Below are 26,937 nucleotides of genomic sequence, written 5' to 3' on the forward strand. Positions count from 1 at the left end.
TCATTTGGACCGCTCTTTCCATTGTTGACTAAAAGATTTTTCCGCAAGCTGGGGCAAATTCCGATGTTTGCCCCACGCTTTCCTAAAAATGCGGCGGAGAAAGAAATTTTTGGCTTTTCCACCAAAAAGATCAATAATCCGGCGTTTGGTGATTGCGAAAGTAAACCCCTTCCAGGCTAATTTTTCTGTTTTGGAGACGATACCATTGCTCACTGCATCCCGACGGTTGAGCAATAATAGCTGATGGATGTCTATTTTGACCGGGCAGACTTCAGAGCATTTGCCACATAAACTTGAAGCATAGCTAAGGTGCTTAAAATCTTCCATGCCCCGCAGGTGGGGCGTAATAAGTGACCCAATGGGTCCGCTGTAGGTCGTGTTGTAAGTATGTCCGCCTACATTTTTATAAATAGGGCACGCATTCAGACAGGCACCGCACCGGATGCAGTATAAGCCTTGGCGTTGGTCCTTCTGCGCCAGGAGATTGGTACGTCCATTGTCCAATAGAACCACATACATTTCTTCTGGTCCATCCGTCTCGTCCGCTTGCCTTGGGCCACCGATAATGCTGTTGTATACCGTAAGACGCTGTCCCGTCCCATGACTGGCCAACAGGGGCCAGAACAAATCAAGGTCCCCCAGCGAAGGAATAATTTTCTCGATACCTACAATCGCAATATGTATTTTGGGAAAGGTTGTAGACAGCCGGGCATTGCCCTCATTTTCTGTAATCGCAATGCTGCCGGTATCGGCAATGAGAAAATTGCCTCCCGTAATGCCTACATCGGCCGACGTATACGGTTCGCGGAGCAGCTCCCTTGCTTTCAGCGTAAGTTCCTGTGCGCTCGCATCAATCGGCGTACCGAAACGCTCATGGAAGAGCGCTGCGATGTCCGGTAGGCTGAGGTGCATGGCGGGCGTGACGATGTGATAAGGCTTTTGACCGAGGAGTTGCACAATATATTCACCCAAATCTGTTTCAAGGGTGTTTACGCCTTTTTCTTCCAAAAAGTGATTCAGCTCGATTTCTTCCGTGGTCATTGATTTGGATTTTACCACGGTCTTTGCGCCGGCACGCTGCATGATTTTCCAGATTTCCTCCCGTGCTTCTTCCGCATCGTTGGCCCAGATAACTTTCCCGCCCTTTTGGATGAAATTCGATTCAAACTCCGGCAGCAGCTTATCCAGGTTTTCCATCATCCGCCACTTAATGATATGCGCTTTGCGCTTGGAATTTTCAATGTGGTGGAAAGAAGTAAGCCCGATTTGGACCGCAGCATCGTATTTGTCAATATTATAATTGATGATCTGCCGATGGCGCGGTTCGAAAGCCTTGGTCGCACTGTCTTTCAGGAAAGCGGTTTCTTGTACAGACGGCATATGCAGCGTATTTCTATACTAAATAACGTATAAAAATCAAAAGTGTTGTTATGGGCGCTTTGTGGCAATGGCCAATTCTGCCAACTGCTCATCAGAAATGGTCGCTGGCGAGTCAATCATCACATCTCTTCCCGAATTATTTTTGGGGAAGGCGATCACGTCCCGGATGCTGTCTAATTCGGCAAATATTGAAACCAACCGGTCAAAACCAAAAGCAATACCTCCATGCGGGGGTGCCCCGTAGGTGAATGCTTCCAAAAGGAAACCGAACTGCTTTTGTGCCTCTTCCGAGCTAAAACCAAGATGCTTGAACAGCAACGATTGCAACGGACGGTCGTGTATACGGATGGAACCACCGCCCACTTCCGTGCCGTTGATTACCAGATCATATGCATTGGCCCGTACTTCGCCCGGTTGACTATCCAACAGTGGGATATCTTCGGGTTTAGGGGAAGTGAAGGGATGGTGCATCGCATGATAGCGCCCGCTTTCTTCGTCCCACTCCAACAGCGGAAAATCCACCACCCACAGCGGCGAGTAGGTACCTTTATCCCGTAACCCCTGTTGAGCGGCCACTTCGAGTCGGAGCTCACACAGCTGTTTTCTTACTTTATCCGTTTGTCCGGCCATCACCAGTAAGAGATCACCCGGCTTCGCGTTAAAAGCCGCGGCCCATTGTTCGAGTTGTTGGGGTGTATAAAATTTGTCGACCGACGACTTCAATGTACCATCCTCGTTGTAGCGGAGGTATACCAATCCACTGGCCCCAATTTGAGGCCGCTTTACAAAATCCGTCAGGGCATCCAGTTGTTTACGGGTGTACATGGCACATCCTTCGGCTTTGATGCCAACAACCAGTTCAGCTTGGTCAAATACCGGAAATCCTGCACCTTTGAGCACACTGTTCAGCTCGACGAACGCCATACCGAAACGAAGATCAGGTTTATCGGAACCATAAAGGCGCATCGCCTGTTGGTAAGGCATCCGCGGAATATCACCCAGATCAATGCCTTTCACGGCTTTGAAAAGGTGTTTGATTAAGCCCTCAAAAATCTGGAGGATATCTTCTTGTTCTACGAACGCCATTTCGCAGTCTATCTGCGTAAATTCGGGCTGTCTGTCTGCACGCAGGTCTTCGTCGCGGAAACATTTTACGATTTGGAAATACCGGTCAAAGCCCGCAACCATCAGCAATTGCTTGAAGGTTTGCGGCGATTGGGGAAGTGCATAAAACTCTCCCGGGTTCATGCGGCTCGGTACCACAAAATCACGCGCGCCTTCCGGCGTGGATTTGATCAGTACCGGGGTTTCCACTTCCAGGAAGTCCTGCCCATCAAGGTACTTACGGGTTTCCTGTGCGAGTTTGTGCCGCAATATCAAATTGTTACGTACCGGATTGCGCCGAAGATCCAAGTAGCGGTATTTCATCCGTAGATCGTCGCCGCCGTCAGTATCGTCCTCAATTGTAAAAGGCGGAAGTTTTGCCGGATTCAATACTTCAAGCGACGAAACCTTTAACTCGATATCACCGGTAGCTAACTTCGGGTTTTTATTTTCCCGCTCAATGACGCGTCCGGTGACCTTAATAACGTATTCTCTTCCCAGTTCCCGGGCTTTGCTCCGTAGCGCCTCGTCATCAGCCGCGTCAAACACTAATTGGGTGATTCCGTAGCGGTCCCGTACATCGATAAAGGTCATTCCACCCAGATCACGGGACTTTTGGACCCATCCACTCAAAACAACCGTCTTACCCAAATCTGAAAGGGTCAATTCGCCGCACGTATGTGTTCTATGCATTTTTCGTTGTGTTAAGCGGCAAAAATAGCGGTTTTTTCGGAACAACTACAATACATCCGCATAACTAGCACAGCATCAACATAGGCATCCGGCATATGCACGACCCAATGGTAAATTCTCACCATTGTTAAGTAAAATATTGGATGCACTGCGTGCCCGGATCGCGTCTTTGTTGATGAGGTACGACTTGTGGATCCGGATGAATTTCTTATTGTTTAAGATGGTTTCAGAAACTTCCTTCAGGCATTTGCGGAGTACGATTTTTCTACTGGTTGTAATAAATGTCGTGTAGTTTCCCTCCGCATGTGCATAGAGCATTTCATCTACAGGGATTTTTGTTTTGTGCTTTCCGTCCGGAAGAAAGATGTTCTGATCCTCTTCCTTGGTTTCAGCATGGTTGAAAGCAATCTCAACAGAAGCATATACATCATTCCGGTTAAATGGTTTGACGATATACCCCGCTGGCTTGGTTGATTTTGCTGCCTCAATGGTACCGCGATCTGCATGTGAGGTAAGGAAAATAAAAGGCATATGGTAGCTCCGGTTAATCTCATGAGCGAGATCTATTCCGGTTTTCTCACCCGAAAGAATGATGTCAATCAAAATCAGATCGGGTTGACCGCTATCTATAGCGGCGATAGCATCTTCATATGTCGTAGAAATTCCGCATACCTGATAGCCTAACTCCTCAAGCATATATTCCAAATCCATGGTGATGATAAGCTGGTCTTCTACGATGAGTATCTTTTTTCGTCTCATGTGATCGATAGAGGTTACAATGACTTGTTATTTTATTTCAGTACCATAACGGCGGAACTAAAGTAAAAAGGTTGTTCCAATTTTGTTGTAGGAATTTGCCTACATTGTTTCAATTGGTTCAAAATCAATAATTTGTATGGTTTATTTTCCGGCCAATTTATTGGCAGGTACCATCTTTTAGTATCCACACCCTGGAAGCGGTGCTACTATTGGGGTATGGGCGGTCCTTTTCTTTGATTTCATATCCCAAAATAATACTCCCCTTTTTCGGATTGCCCACGGCTGTCAGCGCGACGGTATCTCCCTTATCCAGTTGGATCGTTGTTTCAAACGGCAGTGATTCGGGTTCAATGGTAACCTTACCCTTACTCGTCTTGTAGGTGATTGTCGACACCGATGCATTCTCGTAGGCAGCTACTTGGTAGGTTACCAGACTGGGTTCAGAAATGCGTAATGCTTCAATGTCGCAATTGCATTGCGAGGGATATAACTCCTGACTTTTATCGCAAGATAAAAGAGGGAGAAGAATAAATAACATTCTGACGACATCGGCTAAATGCATAACAGCTTTTAATAGGTATTTTAATTAATTAAAGGCAAAGATGCCTATAAAACATGCGGGAAAGGGATAAAACACACCGTTATTTTTGGTTTTGTAGAAATTCCACTACAAACGTGTCGCCGATTGCCTTTACATGCGTAACCTGTCCCCGTTTTCGGGGGAGGACAAAGCTTTTCGCGTGGCGGGGTCTCCTGCCTTGAACTTGTTTCGGGATAAATTGCTTTTCAAATGGCGAAAACTTGCTTCCTGAGCGAGAATTTGATTCCGTTAGATATCCGTGATTTTCGTTGTGTTTCCATTCAAATATGAGGTGATTTGGATGTGGAAAACTTTTTTGTGGGAAAAAGTGGGAGAAAGTGGAGTAAATTTCTACTTTTACATCACATTTATTGGGTAAAGTGTTGATATGGGTCACCTCATAGGCGAATTTGATTGCAAGTTAGACACCAAAGGACGGATGGTGTTGCCAGCTGCGCTCAAAAGGCAAATGCCTGAAGTAGAGCAGCATGGGCTTGTAATTAATCGCGGTTTTGAGAAGCATTTGGTTATTTACCCAAGAGGTGAGTGGGACAAGATCACGAATAAGCTTGCGAAATTGAATCAATACGTGGCAAGGAACAGGAAGTTTATACGTGATTTTACCCGGGGGGCCACAGAGCTGGCGTTGGACTCGGCTGGGCGCGTACTGCTGCCTAAATCGTTGCTTGAGTATGGAGGGATTGAAACTGAAATTGTGCTTTCCTGTCAGTTTAATAAAATTGAGGTGTGGTCTAAGGATGCCTATAATAAGTTGTGGGAAGATGAAGAGGATGACGATTTTGCGGCACTGGCGGAAGAAGTGATGGGGGGAGGGAATATAGACATGGAAGACGATGGATAGTGTGTACCATGTGCCTGTAATGCTCCGCGAATGCATGGATGCATTGGTAATAAAGCCCGATGGAGTATATGTAGACGTGACATTTGGTGGTGGTGGGCATTCAAGAGAAATATTAAAACAATTGGGGCCGGGTGGAAAGCTGTATGCATTTGATCAGGATCCCGATGCGTTGCGAAACGCAGTGGTAGATGAGCGGTTCGTGCTCATTCATCAGAACTTCAGGTTTTTGAAAAATAATTTGCGCCTTCACGGTGTCAGGGAAGTTGACGGAATTCTGGCAGATCTAGGGGTTTCTTCTCATCAGTTTGACAGTGCCGGGCGGGGATTTTCTACCCGTTTTGATGCGGCGCTGGATATGCGTATGGATCAATCCGGGGAACGGGATGCCAAATACGTGCTGAACACGTATCCGGAGCCGGAGCTTCACCGCATCTTCGGGATGTATGGCGAGGTGCATAATGCGCGTACGTTGGCAAAAACAATTGTGGCCGCTCGTGCGATCCAGCCGATTCATACGGTTGAAGAGTTGAAAAACCTGGTGAAAAACCTAGTGCCACGCGGTAAGGAGCATAAATATTATGCGCAGTTGTTTCAGGCTTTGCGCATTGAAGTGAATGGCGAACTGGAAGCATTGCAGGAGTTTCTTCAGCAGAGTATATTGTTGCTGAAACCAAAGGGCAGGCTGGTTGTGATGTCCTATCATTCGCTGGAAGATCGATTGGTAAAGAGTTTTATGGCAAAAGGTAAATTTAAAGGTGAGGTGGAGAAAGATTTTTTCGGGCATGAGATTAAGCCGTTTAAGGTGATTAGCCGGAAGGCGATCACGGCAGGCGGGGACGAATTGGCTCGTAACAGCAGGGCGCGGAGCGCAAAGTTGAGGGTGGCAGAAAAGATATAGCGAAGAATGGCAAGGAACGCATACAAACAACAAGAGTTGAGTGAAGAGCAGCAGGTGGAGCTGCAGGAAACCGTGGAAGAAAAGGCCGATGCGACACGCACGTTCTTTCAATCGTTGTTTGCTTCCAACCGGTTTTCATCATCGGTGTTTGTGGGATACATTCCTTTCATCGCTTTTGTTGGCTTGTTAGCCATTATCTATATTGCTAATCGGCATTACGCTGAACGGACCGTGCGGGAGATCGACCGTCTGGGAAAAGAAGTCAAAGAGATGAATTGGGATTACAAATCCTTATCGGCAGATTTAATGAAGTTGACTACCCAAACAGAGATTGCTAAACGTGTGGATAGTATGGGGTTGAAAGAGCGGACGGAGCCGCCAAAAAAAATTAGGGTTGTCAAACCAAAAAAATAGCAGGGAACAAATCTACACATACATGAATATCAGAACCGACATATTACTAAGAGTCTATCTGTCTTTCGGACTGATTGTGTTGGTCGCAGTCGCTGTGCTGGTCAAGCTTTTCCACCTGCAGTATGTAGAAGGTGATGTTTGGCGGGCCAAGGCCGATAGCCTGTCTACGCGTTATGTGGATGTTGAAGCGGTGCGTGGTAATATCTTTTCAAACGATGGCAGTTTGTTGGCCACTTCGGTACCTGAATATGATCTGCGGATGGATTTGCTGGCGCCGGGTATAGAAGATAATGATATTTTCTATTCCAAAGTGGACTCACTGGCCGCTAAGCTGTCGGCATTTTTTGGTGATAAATCATCGGCCCAATACTCACGGCTGCTGAAAGAAGCACGTGGTAAAAAGAACCGCTATTATTTGATTAAGCGGGATGTTGGTCACCAGGAGTTAAAGCAGATACGGGAATTTCCGATTTTCAACTTGGGTAAATATAAAGGCGGGTTGATTGCTGAACGTAAAAATAAACGGATTTTGCCATTCACTAATCTGGCGGCGCGGACCATTGGGTACAAGATACCTACCGAAAACGTGCATGTAGGACTCGAGGGTGCATATGGCGAATACATCGACGGTAGGAGCGGAAAGCGGTTGGTGCAGCGCATAGCCGGAGGTGTGTGGATGCCGGTAAACCGGGAAATTGAGGTGGCGCCTGTCGATGGTTCGGATATCATCTCGACCATTGACGTCAATATGCAGGACATGGCTCAGCGCGCATTGGAAAAGCAGCTGATTGCGAGCGATGCAGACAACGGCTGTGTGGTGTTAATGGAAGTGGCTACCGGCGAAATCCGGGCAATTGCCAATTTTACGAAGGATACCGACGGTAAATACCGGGAAAAATTTAACTATGCGATCGCGCAAAGTGCTGAGCCGGGTTCGACTTTCAAACTCGCATCTTACCTGGTGGCATTGGATGATGGTAAAATTGATACAAACACCATCATCGAAACTGGGAATGGCACCTACCAGGTGCATCGGCACACCATTAAGGATACGCACGCTTATGGCACCGTTACGGTGAAGAAAGCATTTGAAGTATCCTCCAATGTGGCAATTACCAAAATTATCAATACGTATTACAAGAACAACCCGGCGGCGTTCACCAAGCGCCTGCATGCGTTGCACCTGAATGAGCCGCTTGGTCTCCAGATTCCCGGAGAAGGCAACCCGTTGATCAAAACGCCGGAGAGCAAAAGTTGGAGCGGGCTTTCTCTTCCACAGATGGCGTATGGATATGAGTTGAAGCTCACGCCATTGCAAACGCTTACCTTATACAACGCCGTTGCGAATAACGGTAAAATGGTAGCACCACTGTTTGTAAAGGAAATCCGGCACTTGGGTAATACCATCGAACGTTTCGAGCCACGGGTAATCGAAGAACAGATTGCTTCGCCGAGTACCATCGGTAAATTGAGGGCCATGCTGGAAGGCGTAATGATCGAAGGGACCGGTAAGCGATTGCATAACCCGCTCTTCCCAACCGCCGGTAAAACCGGTACGGCACAGATGGCCGACGGTGCTGCCGGTTACCGTAACCGTAAGTATCAGTCGTCATTTGCGGGATATTTCCCCGCAGACAACCCGAAATATTCGATGATAGTGGTCGTCCGGAATCCGCGTAACGGTTACTACGGCGCTTCCATAGCGGGCCCGGTATTCCGCGAATTAGCGGATATGGTTTATGCCAATGACCTCAACCTGCAGGACGATTTTGGTCAGATGCGGTTTGTCGGTAATACCGAACCGCCTCCTTCACTGAAAGGTTCCAAGGCAGCAACACTGCGGGTTTTTGAAGCATTGGGGGTTAAGACCACTTATGCTTCTGCCGAACCGCTGCAGACGATAGATACAATCAAGGGAATCGCATTCTCGGATGAAGAAATCAAAGAGGGTGTCGTGCCTGATGTGAGGGGCATGGGACTCATCGACGCATTGTATGCACTCGAAAATTCAGGTTGCCGCGCGCAGGTGAAAGGCAAGGGAAAGGTAATAGCTCAATCCTTAACTGCCGGACAAAAGATCAAAATAGGAACTCCCATATCGATTGAACTGCAATGAGGGCACTGAAAGACATACTCCACGGCATACCGGTACGGCAGGTGATCGGAAATCTGAACGTAACGGTGCAAAATCTGTGCTTTGATTCGCGCAGCGTGGTGCCCGGTGGTGTATTTGTTGCAGTGGTGGGTACGCATACAGATGGGCATGCTTACATCGATGGTGCAATTGCAGCGGGTGCATCTGTTGTGCTCTGTGAGCGGTTGCCGGAAATAAACCGCGATGATGTTACCTATATACAGGTGGATGATACGGCGTTTGCTTTAGGTGTTTCGGCTTCCAACTACTACGGAAACCCCTCTAGACGACTGCGACTGGTGGGGATTACGGGTACCAATGGGAAGACTACCATCGCAACATTGTTGTACAAGCTTTTTCGGAAACTTGGTTATGAAGCCGGGTTGTTATCCACGGTTCAGAATCAGGTAGGTGATCGTGTCGTGGCCGCTACACACACAACACCTGATCCCATCGCACTTAATAAACTCCTGCACGAAATGGTGGAGGCCGGTTGTGATTATTGTTTCATGGAAGTCAGTTCGCACGCTATTGTACAGCAGCGGATCGCGGGACTTAATTTTGCTGGCGGAATTTTCTCAAATATTACACACGATCATTTAGATTTCCATAAAACTTTCGACGGATACATCAAAGCTAAAAAGACTTTTTTCGATGGACTTGACCGATTTGCTTTTGCACTTTCCAACGCCGATGATAAAAATGGAAAGGTCATGCTCCAGAATACATTTGCCCATAAGAAGACCTATGGGATCAAAAGCATGGCCGATTTCAAAGCAAAGATCATCGAAAGCCATTTTGATGGAATGATGCTTTACCTGGATGGTCAGGAAGTGTGGGTAAAGCTGGTGGGAAGTTTCAATGCATACAACATATTAGCGGTGTACGGTGCGGCAATCCTGTTAGAACAGGAAACTGTAAAGGTACTTACCGCACTAAGTAACATTACCGGCGCAGAGGGTCGTTTTGATACCATGATTTCGCCGAAAGGGGTTGTCGGTATCGTGGATTATGCGCACACGCCGGATGCGGTACTGAACGTGTTGGAAACCATCAACGATCTACGGAAAAAGAATGAACAGATCATTACCGTGCTTGGATGTGGAGGGGATCGGGATAAGGCAAAGCGGCCCCAGATGGCAGCCGTTGCTGTGAACAACAGCGATAAGGTGATCATCACGTCAGATAATCCGCGTACGGAAGATCCCCTGCAAATTATCCGCGAAATGGAAACCGGCATTCCCGAAGATGGGAAGCGGAAGGTATTTTCCATTGCCGATAGAAGGGAAGCGATACGGGCTGCTTGCCATTTGGCACAACCAGGAGACATTATTTTGGTAGCAGGAAAAGGTCACGAAAAATATCAGGAGATCAACGGTGAGCGTTTTGATTTTGATGATAAACAGGTTTTAAGCAACGCATTTAACGAACAATAACGCCTATATGCTCTATTATTTATTTACTTGGATAGAACAGTACGTACATATTCCCGGGTCGGGTCTGTTTCAATACATCTCGTTCCGTACAGCTGTGGCGGTTATTGTCTCGTTGATCATCACGACGGGGTATGGCAGTCGCCTGATCCGTGTTTTGCGGGCCAAGCAGGTAGGGGAAACCATCCGGGATCTGGGACTTGAGGGCGAGAAGAAAAAGCAGGGTACACCAACCATGGGCGGCTTGATTATTATAGCCGGTATCATGATCCCAACGTTATTATTTGCCAAACTGGAGAATATTTACGTGATCTTGATGCTGATTACCACTGTTTGGATGGGAGCCATCGGTTTTCTGGATGATTATATCAAAGTATTCCGGAAGAATAAAGAAGGGTTGGCAGGCCGCTTCAAAGTCGTCGGACAGGTAGGCTTGGGAATCATCATTGCCTGTACGATGTATTTTCACCCGCAGATCGTCGTACGTGAAACCGTAAAGAACCCTGCGCCGGGTAGCCAGGTCGAGGCGCATATTCAGGAGGGGACCGGACAGAAATACTACACACGGGATGTCAAGTCAACAAAAACGAATATCCCGTTTTATAAGAATAATGAGTTTGACTACGCAAAAGTATTAAGCGCATTTGGCCTAAATGGTCCTGTCCTTACGTTTATCGTTTTCCTGTTGGTGGTCGTTGTGATCGTGACAGCGGTATCCAATGGAGCCAATATCACAGATGGTATCGACGGGTTGGCAACGGGTACGTCGGCTACCATCGGTGGCACACTCGCAATTTTGGCATATGTATCCGGCAACGTAATCTTTTCCGATTACCTCAACATCATGTATATCCCCAATTCCGGCGAGCTGGTTATCTTCGCCGGCGCATTCGTCGGGGCCTGCACCGGATTTCTCTGGTACAATTCCTATCCGGCACAGGTATTTATGGGGGATACCGGGAGTCTCGCCATCGGTGGTATTATTGCGGCGTTTGCCGTTTTAATACGAAAAGAACTGCTCATTCCCATCTTATGCGGCGTCTTTCTCATTGAAAACTTATCCGTAATCATGCAGGTATCCTATTTCAAATATACCAAGCGTAAATACGGAGAGGGGAAACGGATATTCCGGATGGCTCCCCTGCATCATCATTATCAGAAAAAAGGATATCACGAAGCCAAGATTGTTACGCGGTTCTGGATATTGGGTGTTATCCTGGCAGTACTTACCATCGTAACCTTAAAAGTAAGATAGTGATGGCGGCAATACCTACATATCATTATCCGCAGCAAGGCAAGCTGACCGTATTAGGCGCCGGCGAAAGCGGTGTGGGTACCGCCATACTTGCTCAGAAAAAGGGATTTGACGTATGGGTGTCAGATAGTGGAAAGATTGCTGAACGCTACAAAAAAGAGCTACAGGAGACGGGTATCCGGTATGAAGAAGGCAAGCACAGCGAACAGGAAATAATCAGCTCAGACTTGGTGGTAAAAAGTCCGGGAATACCGCAAAACGTGCCCATCGTGCAACGGCTTAAAGCCGTAGGTATACCGGTAATTGCTGAAATCGAATTTGCCGCGCAATATACCGATGCCAGGCTGATTTGCATTACCGGGTCCAATGGAAAATCGACCACGACGATGCTCACCTGGCACCTATTGAACCACGCGGGGCTCAATGTCGGACTGGCGGGCAATATCGGCCGGAGTTTCGCTTTACAGGTAGCGCGTGAGCAATACGATTACTACGTGCTGGAATTAAGCAGTTTTATGTTGGATGATATGGAACATTTCCGTGCCAATGTGGCGGTATTGCTGAACATTACACCCGATCACCTTGACCGATACGATTACAAGCTCGAAAATTATGTCGATTCTAAATTCCGGATCATCCGGAACCAACAACCGGAAGACCTGTTTATCTACTGCGCGGACGATCCCGTTACCGTGCAGGGTTTAGAGAAACATCATCCAATCGCTAAAATGCTCCCATTCAGTATCGTCAAGCATGTCGAGCCTGGGGCATACCTAACTAGCAACAATGAAATAGTGATTAACATACCACATCAAGATACATTTACAATGGATATCAACGAACTTTCGCTTCAGGGCAAACACAACGTGTACAACAATATGGCTTCCGGTTTGGTGGCCAAAGCGCAGGAACTTCGCAATGCTACCATGAAGGAAAGCATGGGATCGTTTAAGAACATCCCTCACCGCCTTGAATTTGTAGCCTGCATTGCAGGGGTCAATTACATTAACGATTCCAAAGCAACCAACGTGAATGCAGTATGGTATGCACTGGAAAGCCTCGCTCCGCAGGTTGTACTGATCATGGGCGGTGTAGATAAAGGCAATGATTACGAGATGCTCCGTGACCTGGTACGTACCAAGGTGCGGGCAATCGTCTGCATCGGAAAAGACAATTCGCGGATCTATGACTCGTTGGAGGAAGACGCACAAATCATCGTGAACAGCTCCAGCATGCGCGATGCGGTCGAGATCGCTTCCCATCTTGCCCAAAAGGGTGATACTGTGCTGTTGTCGCCTGCCTGTGCAAGTTTCGACTGGTTTAAGAATTTTGAGGATCGGGGAGAGCAGTTCAAGGAAGCCGTAATGGATTTATAGTAGCCGATAGCTGACAGCCAACAGCTGACAGCCGATAGCTGATAACTAACAAAAACATGGAAAAGGCATTTTCGAAACTAAAAGGAGACCGCTGGTTATGGATCATTATTATTATCCTGTCGGTTTGGTCGTTGTTAGCCGTATATAGTTCGGTTGGAACACTGGCTTATAAAGAGGGCAAGGGTACGGAGGTATACCTGATTAAACATACTTTATTGATATTCGGTGGTTTTGCGCTGATGTATTTTTCACATTTGCTGGACTACCGTTGGTATGCGGGCATTTCCAAAATTCTGATGGCTGTCACCATTCCGCTATTACTATACACACTTATTTTCGGAGATACCATCAACGATGCAAACCGTTGGGTGACGATCCCGGTAATCAACCAGACATTCCAGACGTCCGATTTGGCAAAGTTGGCACTCATTACGTTTCTCGCCCGGACGCTGACCCGTAAACAGGAAAACATCAAAGACGTAAAAAAAGCGTTCCTGCCCATTATGGGGTCTGTCTGCCTCATCTTTGCATTGATAGCCCCAGCCAACCTTTCCACGGCACTGATGCTGTTTGGCGTGAGTGTGTTGTTGTTAATCATCGGTCGTATCAGCATCAAGCAGATCGCTTACGTTTGCCTGGGGGTTTTTGTATTGTTGGTTTTGGTGGTTTCGCTAGGGCCAAGAAAGCAGACTTATATGTCGCGCGTGCAAACATATATGAGTGGCGAAGCTGCCGATGACGACAAGTCGTTTCAGTCCGATCATGCCAAGATAGCCATTGCAACCGGCGGATTGTTTGGCAAAGGGCCTGGCAATAGTTCCCAACGGAACGTGCTGCCTCATCCGTATTCAGATTTTATCTTCGCCATTATTGTTGAAGAATATGGCGCGATTGGCGGCTTCGTGCTGGTATGTCTATACGTAGCCCTCATGTTCCGGTGTATCCGTATCGTAACGCTTAGTCCCAAGGCTTTCGGTGCCTTACTGGCCGCCGGTTTGGGTTTCAGCCTTACCTTGCAGGCGCTTGGAAATATGGCGGTAGCTGTAGGGCTCGGTCCGGTTACGGGAATCCCGTTACCGTTAGTGAGTATGGGGGGGACCTCAATATTGTTTACCAGCGTAGCTTTTGGGATTATCTTAAGTGTGAGCCGGAACATTGACGAACTGAAAGAGAAGGGAACGGAACGCACAGCCAGAAAAGTGGTAATTGGCGAAATTCCAGCGATGGGATAAGTTTGAAGAATAAATAAAATCAGGTAAAAGACATGGCAAAGCGGATTATCATCAGCGGCGGGGGTACCGGAGGGCATATCTTTCCTGCTATTGCTATTGCCCATGCAGTGAAACGACTGGCCCCCGATACTCAGTTTCTTTTTGTGGGGGCCAACGGGCGGATGGAAATGGATAAGGTACCTGCAGCAGGATATGAGATCGTAGGGCTGGACATTCAGGGAATTGATCGGAAATCAATATGGAAAAATCTCACGCTGCCCTTCAAACTTTACAAAAGTATCAGCAAAGCACGGCAGATTGTCCGGGATTTTAAGCCGGATGTTGCCGTGGGAGTAGGAGGATATGCATCGGGACCGCTGCTTCATACCGCTGCACAAATGGGTATTCCCTGTTTGATTCAGGAGCAGAATTCCTACGCTGGTGTCACCAATAAGCGTTTGGGAAAGAAGGTTAATAAGATATGCGTCGCTTTTGACGGAATGGAACGGTTCTTTCCCAAGGAAAAAATTCTATTTACGGGAAATCCAATCCGGCGGGAGTCGGTGGAGATTTATAATAAACGATTCGAGGCGGCCGAATTGCTGAGCCTTTCTCCACACCGAAAGACCGTTTTGTTAACCGGTGGAAGTTTGGGCGCACGCACGTTAAACGAATGCATGCTGGCTGGCCTTGATAAACTCGTCAACGCAGAGGCACAGGTAATTTGGCAATGCGGTGCATATTATTACGACGAGCTGAACCGCGTTGTAGCAGATAGGTATAAAGACCAGGTGAAACTGACGGCCTTCCTTCATCGGATGGATTTGGCGTATGCAGCTGCCGATATCATCATTGCGCGGGCAGGCGCAGGCACCATCGCAGAGCTCTGTGTGGTAGGCAAGCCAGCCATTCTGGTGCCTTCGCCGAATGTCGCCGAAGATCATCAGACCAAAAATGCGCTGGCATTGGTAACTAAAAATGCAGCACTGATGGTGAGCGATGCGGAAGCTCCCCAGAAATTGATCGATACGGCGTTGAATCTGTTAAATGACCGGAAACAGGGCGCCATATTGGAGGCGAATATTAAACAACTTGCCATTTTGGATGCAGACGAAGTGATTGCACGGGAAGTGCTGAAACTGGCGGGAGAACATCACACGAAAAAATAGGTATAAGACAAATATGAACGTAGATAACATCAGACAGGTATACCTTATCGGGATTGGCGGCATCGGCATGAGTGCCTTGGCACGGTATTTCCGTCACCTGGGCTGTTTGGTGGGAGGGTATGACAAGACGGAAACCATATTGACGAAACAACTGGTTGCCGAAGGTATCCCCGTTACCTATACCGATGATTTTACATTGGTAGATGATTCCTTCAAGGCTACCGATGAACATACATTGATTATTTATACGCCGGCGGTCCCAAGTGAATTAGGTATCCTTAATCAATTTCAACAACTGGGACATACCCTATTTAAACGTTCGCAGGTGCTTGGATTGATCAGTCAGAAACGGTTTACAATAGCCGTGGCAGGTACACATGGCAAAACGACTACTTCTACACTTATTGCACACATCCTGACCGACAGTGGGTATGGATGCGCTGCATTTTTGGGTGGAATCAGTACCAATTATAACAGCAATGTGCTTTTCTCTGACAGCAAGGTTGTGGTGGTAGAAGCGGATGAATACGATCGGTCATTTCTGACGCTGTATCCTGATATTGCCGTGGTGACATCGGCAGATGCAGATCATTTGGACATCTATGGAGATAAAAATCAGCTGCGCGAATCTTTTTCGCTGTTTCTGAATCAATTGCACCCAGATGGAATAAGTATTGTAAAAACGGGATTGCCGTTTGAAGCGGATATACGATATGCTGCCGGTATACCAACGGACGCTTATGCCGATCGGATTCGTGTGGAAGGAGACGCGTTCTTTTTTGACTACATCGGGCAGGGAGGGAAGTTGGCAAATGTGCATTTGGGAATACCGGGTAAACACAACGTCGAAAATGCGGTCGCTGCTATTACGGTCGCGCGGCAATTGGGAATTCCCGATGCGAAGATCGTTCAGGCACTGTCGTCGTTTTCCGGCGTAAAACGTCGTTTTGAATACATTGTAAAGACAGATGATACCATCTATATTGATGATTATGCGCATCATCCCGAAGAATTAAGGGCTTTTCTATCGGCAGTGAGACAACTGTATCCCGAGAAGAAATTAACAGCGGTTTTCCAACCCCATTTATTCACCCGGACGCGCGACTTTGCAGATGGATTTGCGGAAGTACTTTCCGAGGTGGATACGTTGCTGCTATTGGAGATTTACCCCGCAAGGGAATTGCCGATAAAGGGCGTCGATTCACGGATGTTGCTTGACAAAATAACGATAACCGATAAACACATTGTAACGCCAGACAACGTAAAGGATTATGTACGCAAATGCAGGCCGGAACTGCTGGTAACCATTGGGGCGGGAGACATCGATTTATTAGTGGAACCCTTGAAAGCGATTTTAAAAGATGCTTAAACAACTCGCATATCAATTCAATTGGCGCGGTTTGCTGTATGCCGTGACGGGGCTTCTTGTATTGGCAGGATTGGTGTTGCTCATGGGATTTATCGGCACAAAAAGCAGTGAACAAGGCTGCTCCGACGTACAGGTTGTTGTGTTGGGTAATGAATCATTTATTGAACAGAAGGACATTATGGCACTACTGGTTGAAAAGTACGGCGAACTGGTAGGACGTACGTTGGAATCGATTCCCATTCACGAGATGGAAACGGATTTGCGGCAGATTCCATTTGTCTTTTCCGCTATCGTGACCATTGATATGGATGGCGTATTGACTGTGCGGGTTAAGCAACGGGAAGCTGTGGTACGGGTCATCAATGAAAAAGGACTGGATTTTTATATCGATATGCAGGGGCATAAAATGCCTGTGTCACTCAAGTATGTGCCACATGTACCGGTTGTGAATGGATACATTTCCGAGCCTTATAACGGTGCACTTGATAGTATCGAGAGTCAATTGGTTAAGGATATATTCAAAACGGCGCAATTTATCAGTAATGACAGTATTTGGAATAGCCAGGTGGTACAGCTATACGTCAACGAACAGCGCGATATCGAACTCATACCCCGGGTGGGCAACCAGCAGATCATTTTGGGCAATGCAGACTCGCTGGAGCGAAAATTTGATAAATTGAAATTATTTTACAGCAAAATCGTACCGAAAACGGGCATCGGAGCGTATAAATCAGTTAATTTAAAATTTGCGGGGCAGCTTGTTTGCGAACGAAGCGAACACTTCAAACCCGAGGATATCATCGTTCAGGATTCAACACAACAAAATAATAGTAGCAACAATACACAATAGCGTTATGAAAACCAAAATGAAAACCGAAAGAGACTCGCCAATCGTAGTGGGACTTGATATTGGTACCACTAAAATATGCGTCACAGTGGGAAGACGCAGCGGGACGAATAAGATTGAAATCCTTGGCGTGGGTAAAGCCGAATCATCAGGTGTAAGCCGCGGAGTAGTGGCCAATATCCAAAAGACGGTCAACAGCATTGTCCAAGCCGTGGAAGAGGCGGGGGGGCAATCCAATGTGGATGTGAAAGTCGTCAATGTGGGTATCGCCGGACAGCATATTAAAAGTATTCAGCATCGGGGCATTCTTACCCGGAAAGACGACAACGAAATCAGCCGCTGGGATATTGAACGGTTGATCGAAGACATGTATAAACTCGTGCTGCCTCCGGGTGAGGAAATTATCCATGTGCTTCCACAGGAGTTTACCATAGACAATGAGCCGGGTATCAAAGATCCCATCGGGATGGCAGGCCGGCGGATGGAAGCCAATTTCCACATCATTTCAGGACATGTAAGCGCAATCAAGAACATCAAAAAATGCATCGATAACGCTTCTTTGGAAGTGCAGGATCTTATCCTCGAACCATTGGCATCTTCCGAAGCCGTATTGGATGAGGCCGATAAAGATGCCGGCGTCGTGTTAGTGGATATCGGTGGAGGGACAACAGACGTTGCGATCTTCCACGAGGGAATTATCCGCCATACCGCAGTAATTCCATTAGGAGGCAACATCGTAACGGAAGATATCAAACAAGGGTGCGCCGTATTACGTAACCAGGCCGAGTTATTGAAAATCCGGTTCGGCTCAGCATTGGCCGATGAGAATAAGGAGAATGAGGTCATCTGCGTGCCGGGACTCCGGGGGCGTGAACCCAAAGAAATTTCTGTAAAAAATCTTGCCTATATTATCCAGGCACGGATGGAGGAGATTATTGAGCACGTTTATTACGAAATTAAATCTTCGGGATACGAAAATAAACTGATCGGTGGAATTGTCATTACAGGTGGAGGAGCGCAGCTGAAGCACCTCGTGCAGTTAGTGGAATACATCACCGGCATCGATTGCCGCGTCGGATTCCCCAACGAGCATTTGGCGAAAAACGAAGTGCTGCCTAAAAATGTGTATGACGAGCTGAAAAGCCCATTGTACGCAACCGGCATCGGCCTGTTAATTAAGGGAATACAAGCAGAAGAAGAGCAGGCTGAGCTGAATGAAAAACCCGGAAGCCAGGTGTCTGTGAAGGATATTACAGAGAAGGGCTATAAAGAAAAAGGGCTTTTCAAGTGGTTTAAAGACATCATTAAGGACGGAAACGAAATTGATGACGAAAGTTATTTAGGCAAGAAATAATTTTCAACAATTGCTGTTTTTTCCACATTATTAACAATTGTGGAAAACTATTGTGTAAAAAGTGCTATTATTACGCTACGATTATAGTGTAGAATTGAGTTTTGTATACCGCTCTGTTCGAGCAAAATACGATTGAGTTATGTCTTTTAAGTTTGAAATGTTAAAGGAACAGTCGGCAATTATCAAGGTAATTGGCGTTGGTGGAGGCGGTGGAAATGCAGTCAACCACATGTATAAGCAAGGGATCAGTGGTGTAGATTTCATTGTCTGCAACACAGATGCGCAAGCACTTGAACTGAGCCCCATTCCCAACAAAGTACAGTTAGGAGCAAGCCTAACAGAAGGGATGGGAGCCGGGGCAGATCCCACCGTAGGGGAGAACTCAGCCATCGAGAGTATCGAAGATATCAAACGCATGTTGGGCTCGAACACCAAAATGCTGTTTATCACGGCCGGGATGGGTGGCGGTACCGGTACAGGTGCGAGTCCCGTGTTGGCCAAGGCGGCAAAAGAATTGGGAATCCTTACGGTAGCTATTGTCACCACGCCATTTGCTTTTGAAGGCAAAAGGAGGCGTGTGCAGGCGGAGGAAGGTTTGGGCGAATTAAGGAAATATGTAGATTCCTATCTGGTTATTTCCAACGACCGGCTCCGGGATATCTTTGGAAACCTCACCATGACAGCAGCTTTCGCAAAAGCAGATGATATCCTCACTACCGCGGCAAAAGGCATTGCTGAAATTATCACCATTCCCGGGTATGTGAATGTGGATTTCAAGGATGTACGGACCGTGATGAACGATAGCGGTGTAGCCATCATGGGCAATGCGGTTGCCGAGGGCGAACAACGGGCATTACGAGCGGTGGAAGGAGCGTTGGCATCGCCACTCCTGAAGGACAACGAGATCGAAGGCGCACGCTATATTTTGCTTAATATCACTTCCGGCAAGCAGGAAGTAACCATGGATGAGGTGACCATCATTACGGATTACATCCAGGATAAAGCGGGTTTATCAGCCGATTTGATCTGGGGTAATTGTATCAATGAATCCTTTGAGAACGAATTGTCGGTAACCATTATCGCGACCGGTTTCCAAACCTCTGAAGAACGGATAAAGGAAAAGGAAAACGAGCGGATTGAAATTCCCCTTACCCCCGAAGAGTCAAAAGCTCCTTATGTAAAGCCGATTAATCGCTTTGTTCAACGGGAAACCGCAGCAACCGACAGCGAACCGGTTCTCAAATCCGATGTGGAAGAACACAGCGAACCGAAGTCCACTGTACAGCAAGTCGATCTATTCAGCAATCCGGTATCAAAACCCCAGTTGCGGAACAGCACGCCTGATAAGGATGGAATCATCCGTCACACATTGGCCCCCCAAGAGCAGCAGGCCGAGGAAAAAGAGACAGACGATGGGTACGAGGTGAAAACCACACCGTCTGCTTTTCATTTTGAGTTGCCTTCGGTAGTTGATGACAAGGCACCCGAAGTTGACGATACGCCCACCAATGATAAGGATTATCCGGCTGCGGCAGCACCCGCACCGGTAGAATCCACTTACAAGGCGGATGAACATAAAACTCCGGATTACGTGGAAAAAGAATTGCTCAAAACCAAAGAACGCATTTTACGGCTTAAGGAGCTGAGCATGAAATTGAAATCGGCAAACGGTCTGCAGGAACTGGAAACGGAACCGGCCTACCGCCGGAAACAGATGGCATTGGACGATGTACCGCACTCATCGGAGTCTCAGGTTTCAAGATTTACGTTATCGACCGATGAGGGCATTACGGAAATCCGACCAAACAACTCTTTTTTACATGACAATGTAGATTAGGCACCGGTTGCCTAGTTGTGAATCATAACTGTTTGGTGGAAGTTCGTTAGAATGGAACACCAAGCAGTTTTTTTATACCCATTACGGATAGCAGTTATGTAAATTTAGTGTAAACAACCGGGGTGTATGCCAACAGTTATGAACGCCTTGTATTGGTAACATTTGATTTAAAGTTTATCTTTGCAACAATTTTTTTGTACAAATTATATTGAAACACGATATTGGACTTATTTGATAAAATCGCAAAAAATTTCGGGCCAATCGGGCAACACTATGAATGGTCACACGGCTATTTTTCATTTCCAAAACTGGAAGGGGAAATAGCACCCCGCATGCTATTCCAGGGAAAGGAACATCTGGTTTGGAGCCTGAATAACTACCTCGGACTGGCAAACCACCCGGAAATAAGAGAGGTGGACGCACAAGCAGCGGCAGATTACGGATTAGCCTACCCCATGGGCGCTCGGATGATGTCCGGAAACAGCATACACCACGAAGAGCTGGAACAGGATCTGGCTACCTTCGTCGGTAAAGAGGACGCATTCTTGCTCAATTACGGTTATCAGGGGATGGTCTCTATCATTGATGCCTTGTTAGACCGTAACGATGTGGTAGTTTACGATGCCGAATCACACGCTTGCATCGTAGACGGTGTGCGGTTGCATCTGGGGAAGCGTTTTGTCTATCGGCATAACGATATTGAAAGCTGTGAAAAACAGCTGGCAAGGGCCAGCAAATTAGCCAATGCCAACGGCGGGTCGGTTCTACTGATCACAGAAGGTGTTTTCGGAATGTCCGGTGCCCAGGGGCACCTGAAAAAGATTGCTGCGTTGAAGAAGCAATATGGATTCCGGATGCTGGTAGATGATGCCCACGGATTTGGTACCATGGGCCCAACGGGGGCCGGTACCCACGAAGCCCAGGATTGTGTAGAAGATATTGACATATATTTCGGGACATTTGCGAAATCAATGGCCGGGATCGGTGCATTTGTGGCTTCCACCCGGGAAGTAATTACCTACCTGCGATATAACATGCGCTCCCAGACATTTGCAAAGTCACTGCCCATGCCGATGGTAATCGGATTAAAAAAGCGGTTTGAATTGTTAAAAAACAGTCCTGAATTACGGGAGAAGCTGTGGAACATCGCACTGACTTTGCAAAAAGGGCTCACTGAGCGCGGGTTTGACATTGGGGCTACCAATACCATGGTGACCCCCGTATTCCTTAAGGGTGATCTTAACGAAGCAACGGCCCTCACGCGCGATTTAAGAGAAATACACGGTGTATTTTGTTCCATTGTGGTATATCCTGTTATACCCAAAGGGCTCATCGAGCTAAGACTCATCCCCACGGCCGTCCATACGGCAGAAGATGTTGCATATACATTGGACGCCTTTACCGCCATCAGCGAAAAATTGCAAGCAGGTTATTATAAACAGGCGGTTTCTTTACAATCGGAATAGTTTAAATCTATATAATCACAAAAAAGGGGTCAAAAAGCGATTTTATAAGCTTTTTGACTCTTTTTGTTTTGTTGGTTGATTTTTAAGTTATTTTATTGTAAATCAGTTAGATATAGTCTTTATCGCACTGTCCGTTGTATGGATGTGGTGTTGATTGTGGAAAAAAAAGTGCATTTAGAGCTTGTTTTGCGCGTTTTTTAGTTTTTTTTTCCGAAAAAAGATTCTACTTTTAACGCACTGTAGATTATTAACTTAATTAAATTTTAAACTAAAGGAGTATTTATTATGGCAAGTATTCAAAAATTCAATGAGCTTAAAAGCTTGATCGAGGGATTAGATGGGGATGCTGACAAATTCTTCAACAAAGGCAATAACGCTGCCGGAACACGGGTACGGAAAGGCTTACAGGATGTGAAAAACCTGGCACAGGCAATTCGCTTGGAAATCCAAGAAGCAAAAAACGCGAAATAGGCATAACCGTAACGATACGTCAAACGTTCGTTGAGCCCTGGTAACCTCCGGGGCTTTTTTATTTTTTGTCGAATAAAATATATAGCTTAGTATTCCAATTACTTGTGCCATGTTGAATTATGGGAAAGTGCTGTTGTTATTCATTGCCTGTTTGCCGATGCGGGTGATGGCACAACAACATCCCCATTATACCATGTACATGGCCAACAATTTTGTACTTAACCCTGCTTTGGCAGGGATCGAATCTTATACGGACCTTAAATTAGCAGCCCGTTCACAATGGACAGGCATCGCCGATGCACCCAAAACCATATATGCTACCGTTAATTCTCCGTTGAATGCGCAGGATCCCAGAAAGAATAGGATTGGGATTGGCGGCAAGGTCATTGCGGATCAGACCGGTCCGATTTCACTTTCTTCGGCTGAGCTGAACGGTGCTTATCACCTGCCTCTGAATCAAACATATCGGCTGTCTTTCGGAGTGGGCGCAGGGGTGAATTATCACCGGCTTGATGTTCAAAAAGTGCAATTAGACGACCCAAGCGATCCCTTATATAACCAAGGTGATTTTAAGCAATTAACACCCGCGGTAAGTGCCGGATTGTGGTTTTATTCGGAGGACGTATATGTGGGTATCTCCGTCCAAAATTTGCTGGAAAATGATTTTGGCTTTTCAGAGACTGAAAATTTACGAATGCCCATACGTCGACATTATTTTGCAACCGCAGGCTATCGGTTTGCATTTAGCGATTTTTATCTGACCCCATCGGCGATGCTGAAATTTGTGTCTCCTGCACCCATGGCTTACGATGTCAATCTTAAAGGGCAGTTTTCGGATACATTCTGGGCGGGTCTTACGTGGCGACACCGTAACGGTGTAGCCGCAATGGCCGGATTTTTCATTAGCTCGACGTTGAATGTGGCATATGCCTACGATTTTGTTGACGCCGATCTACGCAGGCATTCGATGGGGTCACACGAAATCATTCTGGGAATTAATATAAATAATCAATGGGGGCCGAAATGCCCGACAATCGTATGGTAAACCAATGAAACCTGCATGAGCTGCCGTTCAAAAAAAGGATACGAATAAATCCGCTCATGCAAGTTTCATTGCTACTTAAAAGCAAGTTATTCAAATAAAAAAAGCATGATCTCTAATTACCTTACGGGAATAGGTGGTCTGATCGCGGCTCTGTTTATCAGTTTGACTGGATATGCACAAAGCGGTTCAGTGGGTGATCCGATTATCAACATTACCTTTGGAACGGCAACAGATCCGAATTTCGGTGGAGGAACCACGACGTATTTCCACAATCAGACCAGCGAACTGAATGATGGTGAATACCGGCTGGGTAGCAATATCAATCAGGGCCGCACGGGTTGGCATAATCTCCGTGACCATACAAATGGGCAGGGTGAAGGCATGATGCTGATTGTGAATGCCAGTTACGATGCGGGAGAGTTTTATCGCATTCGTGTATCGGGATTGTGCCAAGATACCCGCTTCCGGTTTAGCGCGTGGATTGCAAATGCAAACCGTGCAGAGGAATGTGATGGAAATCCGATACCCCCGAATGTACGGTTTGTTGTTGAAGATCTGAATGGCAATGTGGTAAGTTCACCTTATGCCACAGGGAACATACAGGCTACGTCTTCCCCATTATGGCAGCAGTACGGCTTTGAATTCGATACGGGAAACCAATCCGAGTTCGACCTGGTACTTATCAATGACAATCCGGGTGGCTGTGGCAATGATCTCGCTATCGATGATATCCAGTTCAGGCCCTATGGTCCACAGCTCTCGTTAATCATGGATGAGACCTTTAGGCAAGCGGATACCTTGTTTTTCTGCGAAGATGACGTCTCGCCGATTACGCTCAGTGCCAAAATCATTTCCGACGACAGCTATGCAACGGCTCCTGCGTACCAATGGCAGACCCGGCAGGAGGGACAGGTATCGTGGATAGATATGCCCGGTAAAAATGATCCACAGCTCAGCATCACACCCACACCTAACCAATGGTACCGGCTCACCGTAGCGGCAACGACGGGTAACCTTGATAACTTGCTTTGCCGGATTTCCTCCGATTCCATTCGGCTTGCACGGATTGTGCCGCAGGCAGATATTGCCGATATAGAAATGCCGGGGCCGATATGCGACGATAGTTCCATCCAGTTGGATCCACCTGAATATACAGGAGCTGGTCCCCTCACTTATCAATGGCTCTTGGATGATGGCAACGGGGTGAGTGAGTTGCCGGGAGCCACGTCAACTGACTATGAGTTCCAAGCCCGTGCAGCAGGCACTGTCCGATTGTTGCGGCAAGCCGTTAATGGCTGTGGTGACCCCTTCATCACACATATTTTCGAGGTTGAGGTGACGGAAACCATTCATACTGCCCTTACGCTGCCCCAAGATGTGATCTGTGTGGATGACGGATTCTTATTGCTTTCCGGTGGGATCCTTATCAATAGCGATGGTGAAGGTGTCTACAGTGGCAATGGGGTTGTTGATGGCCGTTTCTACCCGACTTTGGCAGGTGTCGGTGAGCATGCGATTACCTTTTCGCCGCCACCGGGCACATTATGTGCGGTCCCCTCACAGGCGACCATCACCGTGTTAGACTCGATATACCTTGAGCCAATGGCAGAGATCGTACTATTGCGAGGCCAACACATTACGCTGCGCGCTCAAACTGATGCGTCACAATTCCGTTGGAGCAACGAGCCCGGACTGGATAATTATCATATCCAAAACCCGGTTGCATCTCCCGATGAAACCACAACCTACACGCTTACCGCAGCGAATTCTGCTGGATGCGAGAAGACAGTCAACGTCACGGTTACCGTGTTGAAAGACCTCAGCGTGCCCAATAGTTTTACTCCCAATGGCGATGGGTTCAACGATACCTGGCAAATCAACGGACTGGAGGAATATCCCAACGTTGTTATTCAGGTGTTTAATAGATGGGGGACCCTGGTGTTTTCGTCAAAAGGCTATTCGATACCATGGGACGGCTCTTTCAATGGTGCCCCACTGCCGGTGGCCACCTATTATTATACGCTGTCATCCGATGTGTTGCCGCGGCCTATATCCGGATCGATATCCATTTTAAAGTAGGAACTGCCTTTTCCGTTTCTGGTATTTTTTGTATTATCGCTGCAAACATACACACGATGACCAATAAACGAAATAATCCGATATGGGTGATGAGTTCGGCGTTCGATACCCTTGGGTTGCCCGAACTAGTCAAGGCAACGCAATCTATTGGTGCTCAGGGCATCGATCTGTGCGTTTTCCGCCGCGATGGGACACGGCAGGATCACGTAGCCACCCATTTGGATTACGACCGCTTCACTCCTGACACGGCAATGCAACTCATCGATGAGTTTAATGCTGCAGGTTTGCGGCTATCGGTAGGGTCTTTTGAAAACCTCATCGGTGGCGATCCGGCGGAACGGATCAGGAATCAGAACCACCTGCTGAAACTGATCCGGATCGCTTATTTGCTGGGCGGCAATGCCAACGATGTGAAGGTTGGGACATTTGTGGGTTATAACCATGAACTCGGTGCAGAAGATGGCGGGTTCCAGAAGAACCTGGATGAGTATAAAAAGGTTTTTGCACCGATCGTCTCTTACGCAGAAGACCATGGAGTGACCATATTGTATGAAAATTGCCCGATGGAGGGATGGCGTCCAGCATCGTATACCACTACTTATAACAATCTGCCGGGAGTATTGGCAGCCCGCAAACTCATGTATGCGCTTATTCCCAGCAAAGCACACGGCGAAATCTACGATCCTTCGCACGATGTCTGGCAGCATACAAATCCGGTTGATGTGATTGCGCAGAGTGATATCTCACGTATCCACCGCATCCATGTAAAGGCCACACGTAACCTGAAAACCCGGGCACGAATAGATTGGGGAGGCATGTACCCGATGCAGTTGGTGGATGCGGGTTTAGCGGAGCGGGCTGGCGTCGACGTGCCGAAAAGCGACTGGGACCGCCACCATTACGAGGCGATGCTACCCGGTTTCGGTGGATCAGATAGTATGGATTGGCGTGCATTTGTCGACCTGCTTTCCGATCGGGGCTTTTCCGGTCCGTATGAGATTGAAAATGAAGCAAGCAATTCAAAAGACACCGGTAATCCGGCGGCTATCATACAGGGCTTTCAAACAGCTACTGCTTTTTTAGCACCCATGCTATGGGAGATAGATCCCCAAAAAGGGTATCAGCACCGGGATATTGCTCCGTTGTCTCAGCCTGCACTGCCCGATGTGCCGGTTGTGACCATCGACAGGCTATCGTGATA

The 26,937-nt window shown here is 47.2% G+C and carries 22 protein-coding genes; 18 read left to right on the forward strand and 4 right to left on the reverse strand.

What is annotated here, in order from left to right; genetic code table 11:
* From IEX60_RS16020 to IEX60_RS16035, 4 genes are all read right to left on the reverse strand, one after another.
* Positions 1-1,380: a LutB/LldF family L-lactate oxidation iron-sulfur protein gene (locus IEX60_RS16020; RefSeq protein ID WP_188752409.1), complete on the reverse strand. Its 1,380-nt coding sequence runs from the start codon at positions 1,378-1,380 to the stop codon at positions 1-3.
* Between the two features lie 48 nt (positions 1,381-1,428).
* On the reverse strand, positions 1,429-3,177 hold the full coding sequence (gene aspS / locus IEX60_RS16025) for an aspartate--tRNA ligase (protein ID WP_188752411.1): 1,749 nt from the start codon (positions 3,175-3,177) through the stop codon (positions 1,429-1,431).
* 75 nt (positions 3,178-3,252) lie between these two features.
* A complete protein-coding gene (locus tag IEX60_RS16030; protein ID WP_188752413.1) occupies positions 3,253-3,936 on the reverse strand; it encodes a response regulator in 684 nt (227 codons plus the stop codon).
* Positions 3,937-4,093: 157 nt separating this feature from the next.
* Positions 4,094-4,498 (reverse strand): hypothetical protein, encoded by a 405-nt coding sequence (locus IEX60_RS16035; RefSeq protein ID WP_229717597.1) that lies wholly within the window; start codon positions 4,496-4,498, stop codon positions 4,094-4,096.
* Between the two features lie 406 nt (positions 4,499-4,904).
* Here IEX60_RS16035 and mraZ point away from each other — a divergent pair, with 406 nt between their 5' ends.
* The 18 genes from mraZ (at position 4,905) to IEX60_RS16125 (ending at position 26,935) form a co-directional block, all read left to right on the forward strand.
* Positions 4,905-5,378, forward strand: coding sequence for a division/cell wall cluster transcriptional repressor MraZ (gene mraZ, locus IEX60_RS16040; RefSeq protein WP_188752417.1), 474 nt, complete (start codon positions 4,905-4,907; stop codon positions 5,376-5,378).
* Entirely contained in the window at positions 5,371-6,276 is a 906-nt protein-coding gene (gene rsmH / locus IEX60_RS16045) for a 16S rRNA (cytosine(1402)-N(4))-methyltransferase RsmH (protein ID WP_188752419.1), read from the forward strand. Before mraZ ends, rsmH begins: the two co-directional genes overlap by 8 nt.
* A gap of 6 nt (positions 6,277-6,282) precedes the next feature.
* Complete coding sequence (locus tag IEX60_RS16050; protein ID WP_188752421.1) at positions 6,283-6,690, forward strand: FtsL-like putative cell division protein; 408 nt, start codon at positions 6,283-6,285, stop codon at positions 6,688-6,690.
* 22 nt (positions 6,691-6,712) lie between these two features.
* Complete coding sequence (locus IEX60_RS16055) at positions 6,713-8,806, forward strand: PASTA domain-containing penicillin-binding protein (RefSeq protein ID WP_188752422.1); 2,094 nt, start codon at positions 6,713-6,715, stop codon at positions 8,804-8,806.
* The gene (locus tag IEX60_RS16060) at positions 8,803-10,260 is read left to right on the forward strand and encodes a UDP-N-acetylmuramoyl-L-alanyl-D-glutamate--2,6-diaminopimelate ligase (RefSeq protein ID WP_188752424.1); all 1,458 of its coding nucleotides are present in this window, start codon (positions 8,803-8,805) and stop codon (positions 10,258-10,260) included. The genes IEX60_RS16055 and IEX60_RS16060 overlap by 4 nt, the downstream gene beginning before the upstream one ends.
* A gap of 7 nt (positions 10,261-10,267) precedes the next feature.
* Positions 10,268-11,512, forward strand: a complete 1,245-nt coding sequence (mraY, locus tag IEX60_RS16065) for a phospho-N-acetylmuramoyl-pentapeptide-transferase (RefSeq protein ID WP_188752425.1) — start codon at positions 10,268-10,270, stop codon at positions 11,510-11,512.
* A gap of 2 nt (positions 11,513-11,514) precedes the next feature.
* Positions 11,515-12,888 carry a UDP-N-acetylmuramoyl-L-alanine--D-glutamate ligase gene (murD, locus tag IEX60_RS16070; protein ID WP_188752426.1) on the forward strand — a complete coding sequence of 458 codons (1,374 nt, stop codon included), beginning with the start codon at positions 11,515-11,517 and terminating at the stop codon, positions 12,886-12,888.
* A gap of 56 nt (positions 12,889-12,944) precedes the next feature.
* The gene (locus IEX60_RS16075) at positions 12,945-14,120 is read left to right on the forward strand and encodes an FtsW/RodA/SpoVE family cell cycle protein (protein ID WP_188752427.1); all 1,176 of its coding nucleotides are present in this window, start codon (positions 12,945-12,947) and stop codon (positions 14,118-14,120) included.
* 32 nt (positions 14,121-14,152) lie between these two features.
* Positions 14,153-15,268, forward strand: coding sequence for an undecaprenyldiphospho-muramoylpentapeptide beta-N-acetylglucosaminyltransferase (murG, locus tag IEX60_RS16080; RefSeq protein ID WP_188752428.1), 1,116 nt, complete (start codon positions 14,153-14,155; stop codon positions 15,266-15,268).
* A 13-nt stretch (positions 15,269-15,281) separates the two neighbouring features.
* Positions 15,282-16,637: a UDP-N-acetylmuramate--L-alanine ligase gene (gene murC, locus IEX60_RS16085; protein WP_188752429.1), complete on the forward strand. Its 1,356-nt coding sequence runs from the start codon at positions 15,282-15,284 to the stop codon at positions 16,635-16,637.
* Positions 16,630-17,487 carry a cell division protein FtsQ/DivIB gene (locus IEX60_RS16090; RefSeq protein ID WP_188752430.1) on the forward strand — a complete coding sequence of 286 codons (858 nt, stop codon included), beginning with the start codon at positions 16,630-16,632 and terminating at the stop codon, positions 17,485-17,487. Before murC ends, IEX60_RS16090 begins: the two co-directional genes overlap by 8 nt.
* A gap of 16 nt (positions 17,488-17,503) precedes the next feature.
* Complete coding sequence (gene ftsA, locus IEX60_RS16095) at positions 17,504-18,838, forward strand: cell division protein FtsA (RefSeq protein ID WP_373285056.1); 1,335 nt, start codon at positions 17,504-17,506, stop codon at positions 18,836-18,838.
* A gap of 139 nt (positions 18,839-18,977) precedes the next feature.
* Positions 18,978-20,675 (forward strand): cell division protein FtsZ, encoded by a 1,698-nt coding sequence (gene ftsZ / locus IEX60_RS16100; RefSeq protein WP_188752432.1) that lies wholly within the window; start codon positions 18,978-18,980, stop codon positions 20,673-20,675.
* Positions 20,676-20,896: 221 nt separating this feature from the next.
* Positions 20,897-22,141 carry an aminotransferase class I/II-fold pyridoxal phosphate-dependent enzyme gene (locus tag IEX60_RS16105; RefSeq protein WP_188752433.1) on the forward strand — a complete coding sequence of 415 codons (1,245 nt, stop codon included), beginning with the start codon at positions 20,897-20,899 and terminating at the stop codon, positions 22,139-22,141.
* A 285-nt stretch (positions 22,142-22,426) separates the two neighbouring features.
* The gene (locus IEX60_RS16110) at positions 22,427-22,612 is read left to right on the forward strand and encodes a BF3379 family histone-like protein (RefSeq protein ID WP_188752434.1); all 186 of its coding nucleotides are present in this window, start codon (positions 22,427-22,429) and stop codon (positions 22,610-22,612) included.
* A gap of 109 nt (positions 22,613-22,721) precedes the next feature.
* The gene (locus IEX60_RS16115; RefSeq protein ID WP_188752435.1) at positions 22,722-23,657 is read left to right on the forward strand and encodes a PorP/SprF family type IX secretion system membrane protein; all 936 of its coding nucleotides are present in this window, start codon (positions 22,722-22,724) and stop codon (positions 23,655-23,657) included.
* Positions 23,658-23,762: 105 nt separating this feature from the next.
* On the forward strand, positions 23,763-25,736 hold the full coding sequence (locus IEX60_RS16120) for a T9SS type B sorting domain-containing protein (RefSeq protein WP_188752436.1): 1,974 nt from the start codon (positions 23,763-23,765) through the stop codon (positions 25,734-25,736).
* Positions 25,737-25,792: 56 nt separating this feature from the next.
* A complete protein-coding gene (locus tag IEX60_RS16125) occupies positions 25,793-26,935 on the forward strand; it encodes a sugar phosphate isomerase/epimerase family protein (protein WP_188752437.1) in 1,143 nt (380 codons plus the stop codon).
* Positions 26,936-26,937: the final 2 nt, after the last annotated feature.

The organism is Parapedobacter defluvii, from assembly GCF_014642075.1.
GTDB classification, from domain to species: domain Bacteria; phylum Bacteroidota; class Bacteroidia; order Sphingobacteriales; family Sphingobacteriaceae; genus Parapedobacter; species Parapedobacter defluvii.

Excerpts from the sequence above, each read along its gene's own strand:
- IEX60_RS16020 (WP_188752409.1), bottom strand. The coding sequence starts at position 1,380 with ATGCCGTCTGTACAAGAAACCGCTTTCCTGAAAGACAGTGCGACCAAG.
- aspS (WP_188752411.1), bottom strand. The coding sequence starts at position 3,177 with ATGCATAGAACACATACGTGCGGCGAATTGACCCTTTCAGATTTGGGT.
- IEX60_RS16030 (WP_188752413.1), bottom strand. The coding sequence starts at position 3,936 with ATGAGACGAAAAAAGATACTCATCGTAGAAGACCAGCTTATCATCACC.
- IEX60_RS16035 (WP_229717597.1), bottom strand. The coding sequence starts at position 4,498 with ATGCATTTAGCCGATGTCGTCAGAATGTTATTTATTCTTCTCCCTCTT.
- mraZ (WP_188752417.1), top strand. The coding sequence starts at position 4,905 with ATGGGTCACCTCATAGGCGAATTTGATTGCAAGTTAGACACCAAAGGA.
- rsmH (WP_188752419.1), top strand. The coding sequence starts at position 5,371 with ATGGATAGTGTGTACCATGTGCCTGTAATGCTCCGCGAATGCATGGAT.
- IEX60_RS16050 (WP_188752421.1), top strand. The coding sequence starts at position 6,283 with ATGGCAAGGAACGCATACAAACAACAAGAGTTGAGTGAAGAGCAGCAG.
- IEX60_RS16055 (WP_188752422.1), top strand. The coding sequence starts at position 6,713 with ATGAATATCAGAACCGACATATTACTAAGAGTCTATCTGTCTTTCGGA.
- IEX60_RS16060 (WP_188752424.1), top strand. The coding sequence starts at position 8,803 with ATGAGGGCACTGAAAGACATACTCCACGGCATACCGGTACGGCAGGTG.
- mraY (WP_188752425.1), top strand. The coding sequence starts at position 10,268 with ATGCTCTATTATTTATTTACTTGGATAGAACAGTACGTACATATTCCC.
- murD (WP_188752426.1), top strand. The coding sequence starts at position 11,515 with ATGGCGGCAATACCTACATATCATTATCCGCAGCAAGGCAAGCTGACC.
- IEX60_RS16075 (WP_188752427.1), top strand. The coding sequence starts at position 12,945 with ATGGAAAAGGCATTTTCGAAACTAAAAGGAGACCGCTGGTTATGGATC.
- murG (WP_188752428.1), top strand. The coding sequence starts at position 14,153 with ATGGCAAAGCGGATTATCATCAGCGGCGGGGGTACCGGAGGGCATATC.
- murC (WP_188752429.1), top strand. The coding sequence starts at position 15,282 with ATGAACGTAGATAACATCAGACAGGTATACCTTATCGGGATTGGCGGC.
- IEX60_RS16090 (WP_188752430.1), top strand. The coding sequence starts at position 16,630 with ATGCTTAAACAACTCGCATATCAATTCAATTGGCGCGGTTTGCTGTAT.
- ftsA (WP_373285056.1), top strand. The coding sequence starts at position 17,504 with ATGAAAACCGAAAGAGACTCGCCAATCGTAGTGGGACTTGATATTGGT.
- ftsZ (WP_188752432.1), top strand. The coding sequence starts at position 18,978 with ATGTCTTTTAAGTTTGAAATGTTAAAGGAACAGTCGGCAATTATCAAG.
- IEX60_RS16110 (WP_188752434.1), top strand. The coding sequence starts at position 22,427 with ATGGCAAGTATTCAAAAATTCAATGAGCTTAAAAGCTTGATCGAGGGA.
- IEX60_RS16115 (WP_188752435.1), top strand. The coding sequence starts at position 22,722 with ATGTTGAATTATGGGAAAGTGCTGTTGTTATTCATTGCCTGTTTGCCG.
- IEX60_RS16120 (WP_188752436.1), top strand. The coding sequence starts at position 23,763 with ATGATCTCTAATTACCTTACGGGAATAGGTGGTCTGATCGCGGCTCTG.
- IEX60_RS16125 (WP_188752437.1), top strand. The coding sequence starts at position 25,793 with ATGACCAATAAACGAAATAATCCGATATGGGTGATGAGTTCGGCGTTC.